Source organism: Pseudoalteromonas sp. APC 3691, from assembly GCF_030408135.1.
Classification (GTDB): Bacteria; Pseudomonadota; Gammaproteobacteria; order Enterobacterales; family Alteromonadaceae; genus Pseudoalteromonas.
In genome coordinates, this window is sequence record NZ_JASDCB010000050.1 from 19,035 (window position 1) to 33,180 (window position 14,146).

The window sequence follows — 14,146 nt, forward strand, 5'->3', positions numbered from 1 at the left end:
TACTTTTTGAGGGCACCTAGTTGCTATTTAAAGGATTAATCATTGGATTGTGCTTTTTTTGTAGCCATATCGCGGCGCAAGAATCAGTCACATTACAGCTAAAATGGACACATCAGTTTCAGTTTGCTGGCTACTATATGGCAAAGCAAAAAGGCTTTTATAATGAAGCGGGCCTTGATGTAACCATTAAGCAAGCTAATCCAATGAAACCTGATACCTTTGCTCCTGTCGCCAGTGGCGAAGCACAATTTGGAGTTGGGCACTCTGGTATTTTACAGCAACGTATTAATGGACAACCTCTTGTTGCTATGGCTGCCTTATTGCAATTTTCACCTTACTGCTGGATGGTTAAAGACACGTCTGATATTTTTCATCCACGTGACTTTGTTAATAAACGCATCACTGCGGTGAGCAAAAATGACGGCACCGAGCTACTTATTATGCTTAAACGCAGTGGCGTTGATGTAGATAAACTCAAAGTTTACAATGGCGAAAATTTTAATCAGGCTTGGATTGAAAACAAGCTAGATGCTATGCAAGTGTATGTTACTACAGAGCCTTATTATATGACTCAACAAGGCGTAGCTCATCGGCTTGTTTGCCCACAGCGTTATGGTATGGACGTATATAGCGACATTTTATTTACCAGCGAAAACATGCTTAAGCAAAATCCACAAACGGTCGAAAAATTCTACCAAGCGAGCCTAAAAGGTTGGCGCTATGCAATGATGAATATGGACGAAGCCATTGCAGTCACTCAGCAAAACTATGCACCGAGTAAGAGCTTTCATCAGCTCGCCTTTGAGGCTGAAGTACTAAAAAGTTATATAACCCCACCCACTACCAGTTTAGGGCATATGTCGATAGCAAAGTGGCGTTTAATTGCTGACTTATATGGCATACAGCAAAACGAATTTGACGAAGTGAAATCTCACTTTATTTATAAATACCAAGAGCCTGAAAAGATGCAATTATCATGGATGCTTATAGCAGCTATTTTGGTGAGTATTATTTCAATACCTTTGTATTTACGGCTGATTTTTAGCCAAAAATAACTGCTTAGGAAATTCACGAAACTGATATAATTAATTGTCTTTTTTATTTTTTAAGCTGTTATGACTTTAGCTGAGCAATTTTTTGCACTTGATTCACTTTTAATGCGCCATCGTCAGTATTGGCAGTGCACCGCATTTGATTTTGACACTATTCCTTGGCCAGAGCTGCAAGGCATACTTAACGAACTAACTGATGATCAGGTAACCGTTCTTGATAATGATCAAAATCAGCTATACCAATTTTTTAGCCAACACATAAACCAACTTGATGAACTTGCTAAGCTATGTGATTTACCTAGCTCTGCACACTCTCGATCTGATTATCCGTTTTGGATAAGTAACGGCATTAAAGGTCGTAAGTTTGATCAGTTACAAGATTTTGTATCTGCACTACCTAATACTAAGCAACCAGTTTTAGAGTGGTGTGCGGGTAAAGGACACTTAGGGCGAATGCTTGCGTTTAATGGTGCCAATAATGTGCATAGTATTGAACTGCAACAAAGCTTATGCGAGCAAGGACAAAAAAGTGCACAGCAACAAGGCTTGGCAATGCACTTTAGCCAAGCTGATGTATTAAAAGAGGATATCACTCAATTTTTTAATGCTGATATGCATGCCGTAGCGCTACACGCATGTGGTGGTTTGCACCAAGCATTTATGCGTCAAGCAAGTTTAGCGAAAGTACAGCAAATTAGCTTTTCACCTTGTTGCTATCATTTATTTACGGCTAATGAGTACCGTGTAATGAGTGAGGTTGCAAATAAAAGTGAGCTTAACCTAACGCATCGCGATTTAAAGCTCGCATTACAAGAAACCGTAACAGCGCCTTCTCGTCTGGAAAAAGTACGTAAAACAGAGCTAGAATGGCGACTTGGTTTTGATGCACTTAGAAAATCGATTACTGGAGAGCAATATTATGTAAGCGTACCTTCGGTTAACAAAGCTATATTCTCAGATTCGTTTAAATCATTTTGTGCATGGGCTGCAGATAAAAAGGCAATAAACCTACCTCAAGATACTGATTATAATAAATATTTAGATATTGGTGTTGCTCGAAAAAAAATAACTGACCGAGTTGAACTGGTTCGACATGTGTTCAGAAGGGCAATTGAAGTTTGGCTTGTGCTCGATCGTGCTTTATATTTGCAACAGCAAGGCTATCAAGTAAGCGTTAAAACGTTTTGTGAAAAGCAGTTAACGCCTCGTAATATTTTGATTCTTGCTAATATCCATTAAATTTCCGTCCTCGACTTAATAAGAGATGCAATGAGAAAGTTAAAAAATTTATTCGATAACAATAAACGTTGGGCTGCACGTACAAGCGAAGCTGATCCTGAGTTTTTTAAAATTTTATCTATGCAACAAAATCCAGAGTATTTATGGATTGGTTGTTCAGACTCTCGTGTACCTGCTAATCAAATAGTTGATTTATTACCAGGCGAATTATTTGTGCATCGTAACGTTGCTAACGTGGTTGTACACACTGACCATAACTGTTTGTCGGTTATGCAGTACGCTGTAGAGGTTTTAAAAGTAAAACATATTATGGTAGTAGGTCACTATGGCTGTGGTGGCGTACAAGCCGTTTTAAACAATGCAAAATTTGGCTTTATTGATAATTGGCTACGCCATGTAGGGGATGTAAAAGAAAAGCATCTTGAACAACTTGATGCAATGCCAGAAAGCGAACGTTTAAGCCGCCTTATTGAGCTAAATGTAATTGAGCAAGTACGTAATGTATGCCGTACTAACATTGTGCAAGATGCGTGGGAGCGCGGCCAAGAGCTAAGCGTTCATGGTTGGGTTTATGGTTTAGAAAACGGCCATCTTCATGATTTAGAATCTGTAGTAACGTGCGCGAGTGAAGAAACGCAAAGCTACAAAAAAGCAGTGCAGCACGTACTTAATAAAGTGGGCGAAAATAAATAAATTTATGACTAAAACGGCGATATTAATAGGTGCTACAGGTTTGGTCGGTAATGAGTTGCTACATAAGCTACTTAAGAGCGATCGTTATACCAAAGTGGTTACGTTAAGTCGTCGGGCTTTGCCTATTACACACGCAAAGCTAGTTAATCACGTTATTGATTTTGAAAAATTAACTCAATACGTTGAGCTTTTTAAAGGTGACGTATTGTTTTCGTGTTTGGGCACAACCCGTAAACGGGCGGGCTCTACACAAGCTCAGCGTAAAGTAGATTTTGATTATCAGTTTATAGCGGCGCAGTTAGCGGCATGTAATGGTGTTACGCATTACTGCTTAGTGTCATCAAGCGGGGCGAACACGCACAGTAATAGTGCTTATTTGAAAATGAAGGGTGAGCTTGAGCAACATATTAAAGCACTCCCTTTTGATAAAATAAGTATTTTACAACCATCTTTATTATTAGGTGATCGTGAGCAATTTAGAGTGGCAGAAAAGATAGGCAGTATTATTTTTCATGTTATTACACGACTTCCGTTTTTAAAGCGTTACAAACCAATAACTGGCGAGCAAGTTGCGCAAAAAATGCTGAGTGTGAGTTTAGAGCAACAGACTAAGTTATTTTATTATGTGCTAGATGAGCTATTTGAATAAACTGAGTAAAACGCAAAAGGCAGCCTAAGCTGCCTTTTTTGTACACTAAATTAATACCAATTTTATTAAAAAAATTATCATTCTAGTGTATTAGATAACTCACGAACTACGTTAAAAATTATTTATATAGAACAACTATGTACCATAATTTTAGCCTTGTTATTGAGCTATTTTCTTATCGCTATAATAGAACACTAATTTAATGCAATTGGTATAATTATTCAGCGTCAGTTTTAGCGCTAAGTTGTTGCTCAAGCAATGAAACTTTAGCTTCAAGTTCGGTTAACTTTTCGCGAGTACGAATAAGTACTTGGCTTTGCACATCAAATTCTTCACGGCTCACAAAGTCCATCTCAGCAAGCTTGTTTTGTAGAACTTGCTTTGTTTTACCTTCGAGTGTGTCTGCTAGGTTTTTTACACCTTGTGGCATATTGCTAGTAATTTGCTTAGCAATTTCTTCAAGTTTTGCTGGGTTGATCATATTTGTCCCTTCGGCATTGCCTAAATGATAATAACTAATATTACCTTATACCCACGGTATTTAACACATGATCATCTTTACCTTAATTAATTAAGGCAATTGCTATGCTCGCTGTAATGGTTACGTTAAAATTGCGCGTCTTTTAAATTTCTTTGGTCGTTATGAAACTCAATCCTAAACAAGATGAAGCCGTAAAATATATTAGTGGTCCATGCTTAGTACTCGCAGGCGCAGGCTCTGGTAAAACCCGTGTTATTACGAATAAAATCGCTTATTTAGTGAAAAAATGTGAGTACAAAGCGCGAAATATAGCCGCTGTTACTTTTACCAATAAAGCAGCCAAAGAAATGCGTGAACGAGTACTGCAAACACTTGGTAAACAAGACGCCAAAGGTTTGTGGGTATCGACGTTTCATACACTCGGTTTAGAAATAATAAAAAAAGAGTTAAGCACATTAGGGTTTAAACCCGGCTTTTCGTTATTTGATGATCAAGATACCAATCAGCTTCTTAGTGAACTCACCGAAGATGAGCTAAAAAAAGACAAGGACTTACTCAAACTACTTAAAATGGAAATTGGTAGTTGGAAAAACGAATTAGTACTGCCAGAGCAAGCAATACGCGAAGCGCGTGATGCGCAAAAGGCATTGTTTGCACAGCTGTATGCTCGCTACCAAAATCAGCTACGTGCTTATAACGCACTGGATTTTGATGATTTAATTATGATCCCTACTTTGTTACTTACTAATAACGCCACATCTCGTGAGCGCTGGCAGCAACGCTTTAAATACTTGCTGGTGGATGAGTATCAAGATACCAATACAAGCCAATATCAACTTGTTAAATTGCTAGTAGGCGAGCGTGCCCGTTTTACTGTTGTAGGTGATGACGATCAATCAATTTACTCATGGCGTGGTGCTCGCCCGCAAAACTTAGTGTTATTAGGTAAAGACTACCCAGGGCTTAGACTTATAAAACTTGAGCAAAACTATCGAAGTGCAGGGCGAATACTAAAAGCGGCTAACATTTTAATTGCGAATAACCCACATGACATAGAGAAAAAGTTATTTAGTGAACTAGGTTATGGTGAGCCGATTAAAGTAATAGGGTGCCGCGATGAAGAGCATGAATCTGAGCGTGTGGTTGCTGAAATAATTTCACATAAGTTTATGAAGCGAACCAGCTATAAAGATTACGCGATTTTATATCGTGGTAATCATCAAGCACGTGGCTTTGAAAAATCACTAATGAGTAACCGTATCCCTTATAAAATTAGTGGCGGTATGTCGTTTTTCGCTCGCTCAGAAATTAAAGATATTATGGCGTATTTACGTTTGCTAGTTAATCAAGATGATGACAATGCTTTTTTACGTATCGTAAATACACCGCGACGCGAAATAGGTACGGTTACCCTTGAAAAGCTTGGTACGCTTGCTAATGAAAAGCACGCGAGCTTATTTGCTACCTGTTTTGATAACGATTTAGGCTACAGGCTAAAAGGGCGTGGCTTTAATGCGCTTGCTGGATTTGCACGCTGGGTTGTTGAGCTATCTGATAACGCAGTACGCGGTGATACGCTCGAAGCTGTTAAAGACTTAGTGCGTAATATTAATTACGAGGCATATTTGTACGAGTCATCACCGAGTGCAAAAGCGGCTGAAATGCGTATGAAAAACGTATCAGAGCTGTATCGTTGGATAACAGATATGTTGACCGGTGATGCCGACAACGAACCAATGACATTAGCCGAGGTTGTTAGCAAGCTAACCCTTCGCGATATGCTTGAGCGTAACGAAGAAGAAGATGAAACCGATGCAGTGCACTTATCAACACTACATGCATCAAAGGGCTTAGAGTACCCGTACGTATTTATGGTGGGTATGGAAGAGGGTTTACTTCCGCATCAGGTAAGTATTGATGAGGACAACGTAGATGAAGAACGTCGCTTAGCTTATGTTGGTATTACTCGTGCGCAGCAGGAGTTAACACTTACTTATGCAAAGATACGTCGTCAATTTGGTGAAACCTCACAAACTGAATTAAGCCGATTTGTACAAGAGTTACCGCAGGACGATCTCGCGTTCGAAAACAAAAAGGCGCCAAATACCCAAGCAGAGCGCATGGAAAAAGGCCAAGCAAGAGTCGCTAACTTACGAGCGATGTTTAAAAAGCCTGAGTAATACCTCAGGCTAACTTTATAAAGACTGGGTTGCTTGCACTTCAGGTAACTCAGAGCATACTAGAGCGTGTTGTTTTCCCACAAAAAATGCCAAACCGTGCTTGTCTAGTAAAGCTCTAAAATTAAGTATTGATGGGCCTTTAGCAATGACCTTCATTGCTTTGAGCTTTGTAATTGCAAGCACGCCCTGTAGCTGAAAATCGTAACTTTCTTGTTGTAAAACACGTTTACTAAAGGTCGAGCTAAGTAGTAAATAATCAAAATTAATATCGGTTAGTAAATTAAGTTCGCACCTGTCTTTAGCAAAATTGTTTAAACCAATTGAATAACCAAGTTGTGATAGCGTTTTGAGGTTTTTTATTTGCGTTGCACATGCGTGGCGAATTTCTTGTTCATCAAATAATAAACAGAGTTGGCTTTGTCCTTGTTGTTTATTTAGCGTATCTGTAAATAAAACAAATTCGTGTTCCTCAAGTAGCAAACCAGAGCAAGGAACCAATGCCATAGCTACATTTGCAGTAATTGCTTGTGCATAGGCGCGTTGTAATAGTTGTAACTCTACTTGCAGATGCTGCTCTTTATCTGATGCAAACTTTTTCAAAATATCAAAGCTAGTAAAGCCAAGTATTGGGTGTTCACCAAATGCTTCAAATAAAGATTCAGACTGTTGTTGCTCATCAAGCGTAATTATTTCTGAGCTTCTAAAACTCATAGGTAATATATCAAGGTGATGTTGTGCTTTTAGAGTCTGCGCAGGTATTGATTGCGTTAATAGCGGATGAAATAACTCGTAACGGTTTTTTCCTGAGTTTTTAGCGTGATACATGGCAGCATCGGCATCACGAATAATTTCATCTGTATGCGTATAGCTTTTCTTTGAGTAGGTTATCCCTATACTTGCACCACTTTGTAAAGACTCACCTTTGAGATAAAAGGGTTTTTTCATTAAATCTATAATACGATTTGCAACATCTTCTGCTTGTTGAGGCTCAGTTAAATGGGTTAATAAAATAACAAATTCATCTCCGCCTAAGCGTGCTAGTAAATCATGCTCGCGTATACATTGGGCAAATAACTCACTTACGTTAATTAAAAATTGATCGCCTGCATGGTGGCCAAGCTGATCGTTAATATCTTTAAATTTATCTAAATCGATAAACAAAACAGCAAAGTGGTGCTCAGGAAAACGTTGATAATGTTGTAGCGTTTTTTCGAGCTGAGTTAAAAATAGACTACGATTAGGCAAGCTCGTAAGTGAATCGTGATGTGCATCATGATAAAGCTGCTGCTCTATTTTTTTTCGCTCATCTATTTGCATTTGTAAGTGCAGATTAGTTTGACGCAATTCTTTGGTTTTTTCGTTTACTCTAAATTCGAGTTCTTGATGGCTTTTTGCAATTGCTTGATTGACGAGCTTTGTTTGTAAAACAGCTGCAATTTGATGCGATACAAAGGTAATTAACTCGCAATCATCTCGGCTGAATATATGTTTGTTATCGTAGGCTTGGCAAACAAGAAGACCAATAACACCTTGAGCTGTTTTAAGTGGAGCGCCTAACCAGCTAGTGGCCATTTGCTCTTTTGGTACAGGTGCTGAACGTTGTACCACACCGCTTACTATTAATTCTTTTGCTCTACATGTGTGTATTAGTTGTGTTTCTTCGGTGCTTATTACCAGTTCGCTATAACCTTTAGCAAAGCGTCTTGGCTGTGTATTTTCTTTAAATTCATCTACGCAATAAGGAAAACTAATCCACCCTGTTTCTCTATCATAAAGCGCAATATATAAGTTTTCTGCGTAGGTAATTGTTTTTATTATTTCGTGTATCTTAAAATAAGCGTCATCAAGGTTTTTAGCTTGCGTTGCTATTTCAGATATTTTAAATAGAATTTGTTGGCGTTGAAGTGCGCGTTTACGCTGCTCTATTTCAAGGTTTAGTGCATCGTTACTTTGAGTGAGTGCGCGGGTGCGAATTTTAACTTCTGACTCAAGAAGCTCTCGTTTTTTTACACGCTCTATTGCTGTTGCCAAATAAAGCGACATAAACTCAAGTAATTGTATTTGCTGTGAGCTATAGCCTTGTTTTGTATCGTAACTTTGCGCTGCTAAAACACCGATAATATTATGTTCTTGGTAAACTGGTACGCCTACCCAGTGTTCGGCAGGAGTGCCTAATGCTTTAAATAAACCTTCTGCTGCAGCATCTTGCATTTGCTGCTTGGTAAAGCATGTGGTTTTACCCTGTTTAAATACATAACCCGTGGCGCCTTCATCAAAGCTATTTGATTGGTTAAGGGCGACGGCAATACCATCTTTTTCATCTGAAAAGTAAGAAAGTTCTAGTGATTGGCTGTATTGATTTAGCAGCACCACATAAAAACTTTTACTAGGTACGTACTTTTGTAAAATGTCATGGATGGCAGGGTATAGCAGGGTTAGCTCGGCCACAGTACTTGCCTGCTCTGATAATTGGATCAGGGCATTTTGTAAATGATGTGATTGTTTGTATTTTTCGAGAAGCGCTTTAAGGCGTTTATTTTGATACGCCAATTTACTCGATACTGATAGTTTATCTTCCAATGATCTAACCGGCTATTTTTATTGTATAGTTATTAGCCTTATACTTTCACTTTTAGTGCTTATCGTCAAGTTGATATTCCTACTAAAGCAGTAGCTAGACACACTATTTTAGGCATTAAAAAAGGCTTACAGAAGTAAACCTTTTTTGTATATTTCAATCGAGCTTATTTAGATGTCATAAAGTCGATAGCAGCGCTAATCTCATCATCAGAACAATCCATACACGTGCCTTTTGGAGGCATAGCATTAAAGCCATTTAGTGCATGCTCAAGTAAAGTGTCTTTACCTTTAGCAATACGTGGAGCCCAATCGTCAGCCGATTTAGGCGCGCCTAGTGCACCAGTGCCGTGACATGCAAAACATGCACCTTGATATACTTGCTCACCAGAACGAGGACCTGTAGGCGCCGCTGCAACTGCAGCTTTATCGCCTTCAAGGTATACAGCACCAACCGGCGCGAGACGTGCTTTAATTGCATCTTCAGTCATAGAGTTATCATATGGCTGTGCGTATGCAGTGGTTGCTAGCAATAATAATGCTGCAGCTGTTAATTTTTTCATTTTGCCTTGCTCACTTCGATTTGAACGTGATCAATCACGATTAAAGATGACGGAAATTAAACCGATTATAACTCTCTGAGCCAATTTATAAAATGCTAAGAGCCGTTTTTATTAATAAAACTGACTACTTTTTGCGTTAACGCAATAAAATTTAATTATTTACTGTTTTTTGTTAAGCAATTTAATAAGCGCAATCAGTCATTCAATTAACTTTTTAGATCCTAAGATCAAAATCAATTTATTGATAATACGCTACTAACTAGTTTTGCGATCCCTGCGTCGGCTTCAAGAATCGATTCTGCCAACATGTAAGCAGGGGTGGTAACTAACTTATTTGGTTCATCGATAACTACACCGTCAACCGCACAATCTATATGTTTAGCGCCTAATGTGCTTAGCGCTTGTGCTGTCTCTACATCATTACCAATAGTAAGTGCGGCGTTATCGTAAATAAATGGGATCAATGTGGGTGCGATACACATATAACCTGCAGGCTTATTCGCTTTTGCAAATGATTTACAAGCATTAAGGACGTCCTGATTGATATTTGCTTTTGCGCCTTTAATTGCAAAATCGCATAAGTTTTTTGCAGCACCGAAACCGCCAGGTACAATTAATGCGTCAAACTGAGTCACGTCTAGTTTAATCAGTGATTTAATGTCACCTCGTGCAATGCGAGCAGCTTCTGTTAATACATTGCGTTTATCAGGCATTACTTCACCTGTTAAATGGTTAATGGTATGAAGTTGTTCAATATCTGGTGCAAAACACTGATACGTTGCGCCATTTTTGGCTATATGTAATAAAGTTAAAATTGCTTCATTAATTTCACTACCATCGTACACACCAGACCCTGCTAATATTACTGCTACGTTTTTCATGCTTTTGTGCCCCTAAAGTCTTTTTTATAAGTCGATCGGATGGAGTTTAACATGCTCAAAATTTCTCGCGAAAATAAATTTTTAGTACAAAAATCATTCGCAGTGCAAGTCGTTTTGCGGTTTATGCCATTTGCGCTCACTTTGCCTTTAAAAAAATTATAAAGGATCGCTATGATCTTCGATCCATTGTGCTAGAATACTCCTCCGGTTATTTAAATGGACGCGAATAATCAAAGTGAATAACAACAGAAGCAGTCGTTAGAAAACCTTTTTCCACATTGGTTTAAAATAATAAAAAAAGAACCTCGTATTATCTTTTTTAAATTAAAACATACAGTTAAAGTATTTTCTAGGCATTTTTTAATGCTTTGGAAGAATAGCTCGTGGCTGTTATCTACACACTTATCCACAGCTTGCTCTAGTTTTAATAACACGATAAACAGTAATTCACAGTCGTTTTATTTACTACCTTATGGCATGCTTATAATTACCTTAATTTTTTGCATTTAGGATCCAAATTCACCATGGCTCAGATCCCCGAAAACCCACTTATTTTAGTTGATGGCTCGTCATATTTATTTCGTGCTTATCATTCTCCGCCGCATTTAACTAATTCTAAAGGTGAGGCTACGGGCGCTATTTACGGCGTGATCAACATGCTTAAAAGCTTGATCAGACAATATGATCCCTCACATATGGTGGTTATATTTGATGCTAAAGGCAAAACGTTCCGTAACGATATGTATAGCGAATATAAGGCAAATCGCCCGCCGATGCCGGATGACTTACGTACGCAAATAGCACCAATACATAGCATTATCAAAGCGATGGGTTTTCCGCTAATTAGTATCGAAGGCGTTGAAGCTGATGATGTTATTGGCACATTTGCACGCATTGCAACTGAGCAAAAACGGCATGTCCTTGTCTCCACTGGCGATAAAGATATGGCGCAACTTGTAAATGAACACGTTACATTAATAAACACGATGACCGACAGTATTTCAGACCCTGTTACCGTAGTTGAAAAGTTTGGTGTAGGCCCCGAACTTATTATCGATTACTTGGCACTAATGGGCGATAAGGTCGATAATATCCCAGGTGTTGAAGGCTGTGGTCCAAAAACGGCCGTTAAGTGGTTAGAGAAATATGGCTCGTTGCAAGGTGTAATGGATCACGCAAGTGAGATTAAGGGTAAAATAGGTGAAAAGTTAGCTGCAGCTCTCGATCATCTGCCTTTAAGCTACGAGCTTGCAACAATTAAGTGCGATGTTGAAGTTGAATCAGATCTTGATACGTTCAAACTACAAGAGCCAAATAAAGACGAATTAATTGCACTATATGGTGAGTGCGAATTTCGTCGTTGGTTAGCTGAGTTACTAGATAACCCCAAAGATGCAGAAACACATTTAGCTGTACCTACCGAAGCCACTGAATTACCAAAAGTAGAAGACGCTCATTACGAAACTATTTTAACGCAAGCGCAATTTGATACGTTAATAGAGCAATTAAATAGTGCCGAGTTATTTGCATTTGATACAGAAACTACCAGCCTTGATTATATGAAAGCGCAATTAGTGGGTATGAGTTTTGCCGTAAAAGCGGGTGAAGCTGTGTATTTACCTCTAGCGCATGACTACCCGGGTGCGCCTGAGCAATTAAGTCTGGAATTTGTAATGCAAAAGCTAGGTCCAATTTTGGCCGATGAAAACAAAGCTAAAGTAGGGCAAAACCTTAAATACGACAAAAGTGTATTAGCGAATGCAGGTTTTGCGCTAAACGGTATTAAGTTTGACACCATGCTTGAGTCATACGTATTTAATAGTGTGGGTACACGCCACGATATGGACTCGCTAGCACTTAAATATCTAGGTCATAAAAATATTAGCTTTGAAGATATTGCTGGCAAAGGTAAAAAGCAACTTACCTTCAACCAAATTGAACTTGAAAAAGCTGCGCCTTATGCTGCAGAAGACGCCGATATTACTTTGCGCCTCCATAAAGTGCTTTGGCCAAAAATAGTGGCTGATGAAAAGCTAAAATCTGTATTCGAAGATATAGAAATGCCACTTGTTAGTGTGATTTCTGATATTGAACGAACCGGTGTTGCAATAGATAGCAATATGCTTGCAGCACACAGCCAACGATTAGGCGAGCGTTTAATTGAGCTTGAAAAAGAAGCATTTGAAATAGCAGGCGAACCATTTAATTTAAGCTCTCCTAAGCAACTACAAGTATTGTTGTTTGAAAAGCTTGGCCTGCCTATTATCAAAAAAACACCTAAAGGTGCACCTTCTACCGCAGAAGAAGTATTGCAAGAGCTTGCTCATGATTATCCACTACCTAAAGTAATTATAGAGCATCGTGGTTTATCAAAGCTTAAATCAACTTACACCGATAAATTACCATTAATGGTGAATGAGAAAACCCAGCGTGTACATACATCTTATCATCAGGCAATTACAGCAACGGGGCGCTTGAGTTCAACCGATCCTAATTTACAAAATATTCCTATTCGTTCAGAAGAAGGGCGTCGAATTCGTGAAGCGTTTATAGCTGCCGATGGTTACAAAATTGTCGCTGCCGATTACAGCCAAATTGAGCTGCGTATTATGGCGCATCTTTCACAAGACAAAGGTTTATTAAATGCATTTGCTAACGGCTTAGATGTACACAGTGCAACTGCCGCTGAAGTATTTGGTGTAGAGCTTGATGATGTAACTACCGATATGCGCCGCAAGGCGAAAGCAGTAAACTTTGGCTTAATTTACGGTATGTCTGCATTTGGTTTAGCACGTCAACTAGATGTGCCACGCCATGAAGCGCAGCATTACATAGATAAGTACTTTGAGCGTTTTCCTGGTGTATTAGAGTACATGGAAACAACACGTGAAAAAGCAGCTGAAAATGGCTATGTTGAAACAATATTTGGTCGTCGCCTACATTTGCCAGAAATAAACGCACGTAATGGGGCGCGCAGAAAAGGAGCTGAACGTGCTGCTATTAATGCGCCAATGCAAGGTACTGCTGCTGATATTATTAAAAAGGCAATGCTGAGCGTTAACCGCTGGGTACACGAACAAGCGCCAAATACGATTAAGTTACTTATGCAAGTACACGATGAATTGGTATTTGAAATTAAAACAGACTGCGCACCAGAATATACAAAACATATTTGTGAGCTGATGTCGCAAGCTGCAGCGCTTGATGTGCCGCTTATTGTTGAAGCCGACGAAGGTGACAACTGGGAACAAGCCCACTAATGCAATTTGAGCATTTTAATTAAAGCGCCTTTTGGCGCTTTTTTTATGTTTAATAAAAATGGCGAATAACAGCGATTTAATTAGCTATATGCAAGCTTTAGTTAAAATAAGGTTAATTTAAGCAACTATTTGTATTAAATAGTTATATGTTCGTCAATTCTAGCTGTTTTACAGGAATATGATTGTATTTTAATGCGTGCTTTTGTTAAAGTCCCGCCTGTCCTATCCTGTAGGACATCCTGTTGATGATGCATCTGAAAGGGTGCAACAAATTGATAGCTTCTCCCCAGTTTGCTATACCGGCCTACCAACTTGTTTGGTGGGCCGTTTTTTGTTTGCCCAGCGAAGCTGGCAAACCCGATAGGCTGAAAGATGCCTTATTACCCTGACTAAGGGGAAGATAATCTGAATGGCAAGGGCGTCACTGGCCAACGGTGGGGTCTGAAGGAAGCCATAAGAAGTTAGAGGTACACAACTAACCGTAACCTGTTTCGGCAGTATTGGTGGGTCAGCGTGCAAAATAGCGCAACGCCCTATACTTAGTCAGACCAATACTGTGCTTGAGGGTGGG

The 14,146-nt window shown here is 39.1% G+C and carries 10 protein-coding genes; 6 read left to right on the forward strand and 4 right to left on the reverse strand.

Annotation, left to right across the window (positions count from 1 at the left end; all coding sequences use genetic code 11):
• Positions 1-20 precede the first annotated feature (20 nt).
• From QL998_RS14830 to QL998_RS14845, 4 genes are read left to right on the forward strand one after another with little or no spacing between them, the layout of a single operon-like run.
• Positions 21-1,055: an ABC transporter substrate-binding protein gene (locus tag QL998_RS14830; protein ID WP_182197192.1), complete on the forward strand. Its 1,035-nt coding sequence runs from the start codon at positions 21-23 to the stop codon at positions 1,053-1,055.
• Positions 1,056-1,115: 60 nt separating this feature from the next.
• Positions 1,116-2,291 carry a methyltransferase gene (locus QL998_RS14835; RefSeq protein ID WP_182197190.1) on the forward strand — a complete coding sequence of 392 codons (1,176 nt, stop codon included), beginning with the start codon at positions 1,116-1,118 and terminating at the stop codon, positions 2,289-2,291.
• A 30-nt stretch (positions 2,292-2,321) separates the two neighbouring features.
• Positions 2,322-2,984, forward strand: a complete 663-nt coding sequence (gene can, locus QL998_RS14840) for a carbonate dehydratase (RefSeq protein WP_007582103.1) — start codon at positions 2,322-2,324, stop codon at positions 2,982-2,984.
• 4 nt (positions 2,985-2,988) lie between these two features.
• Positions 2,989-3,633 (forward strand): NAD(P)H-binding protein, encoded by a 645-nt coding sequence (locus QL998_RS14845; protein WP_182197188.1) that lies wholly within the window; start codon positions 2,989-2,991, stop codon positions 3,631-3,633.
• 217 nt (positions 3,634-3,850) lie between these two features.
• Here the strand turns inward: QL998_RS14845 and QL998_RS14850 are convergent, their stop codons facing one another.
• Positions 3,851-4,114 (reverse strand): accessory factor UbiK family protein, encoded by a 264-nt coding sequence (locus tag QL998_RS14850; RefSeq protein ID WP_002959905.1) that lies wholly within the window; start codon positions 4,112-4,114, stop codon positions 3,851-3,853.
• 161 nt (positions 4,115-4,275) lie between these two features.
• On the opposite strand from QL998_RS14850, the gene rep reads away from it, so the two are divergent.
• The gene (rep, locus tag QL998_RS14855; protein WP_024605304.1) at positions 4,276-6,294 is read left to right on the forward strand and encodes a DNA helicase Rep; all 2,019 of its coding nucleotides are present in this window, start codon (positions 4,276-4,278) and stop codon (positions 6,292-6,294) included.
• A gap of 15 nt (positions 6,295-6,309) precedes the next feature.
• Here rep and QL998_RS14860 read toward each other — a convergent pair whose 3' ends face one another.
• From QL998_RS14860 to elbB, 3 genes are all read right to left on the reverse strand, one after another.
• Positions 6,310-8,874, reverse strand: a complete 2,565-nt coding sequence (locus QL998_RS14860) for a diguanylate cyclase (RefSeq protein WP_182197186.1) — start codon at positions 8,872-8,874, stop codon at positions 6,310-6,312.
• A gap of 164 nt (positions 8,875-9,038) precedes the next feature.
• Positions 9,039-9,434, reverse strand: a complete 396-nt coding sequence (locus tag QL998_RS14865; RefSeq protein ID WP_002959908.1) for a cytochrome c5 family protein — start codon at positions 9,432-9,434, stop codon at positions 9,039-9,041.
• A gap of 233 nt (positions 9,435-9,667) precedes the next feature.
• A complete protein-coding gene (gene elbB, locus QL998_RS14870; protein ID WP_024605302.1) occupies positions 9,668-10,315 on the reverse strand; it encodes an isoprenoid biosynthesis glyoxalase ElbB in 648 nt (215 codons plus the stop codon).
• 524 nt (positions 10,316-10,839) lie between these two features.
• Here elbB and polA point away from each other — a divergent pair.
• On the forward strand, positions 10,840-13,575 hold the full coding sequence (gene polA, locus QL998_RS14875) for a DNA polymerase I (protein ID WP_182197185.1): 2,736 nt from the start codon (positions 10,840-10,842) through the stop codon (positions 13,573-13,575).
• Positions 13,576-14,146: the final 571 nt, after the last annotated feature.

Excerpts from the sequence above, each read along its gene's own strand:
- QL998_RS14835 (WP_182197190.1), top strand. The coding sequence starts at position 1,116 with ATGACTTTAGCTGAGCAATTTTTTGCACTTGATTCACTTTTAATGCGC.
- can (WP_007582103.1), top strand. The coding sequence starts at position 2,322 with ATGAGAAAGTTAAAAAATTTATTCGATAACAATAAACGTTGGGCTGCA.
- QL998_RS14845 (WP_182197188.1), top strand. The coding sequence starts at position 2,989 with ATGACTAAAACGGCGATATTAATAGGTGCTACAGGTTTGGTCGGTAAT.
- QL998_RS14850 (WP_002959905.1), bottom strand. The coding sequence starts at position 4,114 with ATGATCAACCCAGCAAAACTTGAAGAAATTGCTAAGCAAATTACTAGC.
- rep (WP_024605304.1), top strand. The coding sequence starts at position 4,276 with ATGAAACTCAATCCTAAACAAGATGAAGCCGTAAAATATATTAGTGGT.
- QL998_RS14865 (WP_002959908.1), bottom strand. The coding sequence starts at position 9,434 with ATGAAAAAATTAACAGCTGCAGCATTATTATTGCTAGCAACCACTGCA.
- elbB (WP_024605302.1), bottom strand. The coding sequence starts at position 10,315 with ATGAAAAACGTAGCAGTAATATTAGCAGGGTCTGGTGTGTACGATGGT.
- polA (WP_182197185.1), top strand. The coding sequence starts at position 10,840 with ATGGCTCAGATCCCCGAAAACCCACTTATTTTAGTTGATGGCTCGTCA.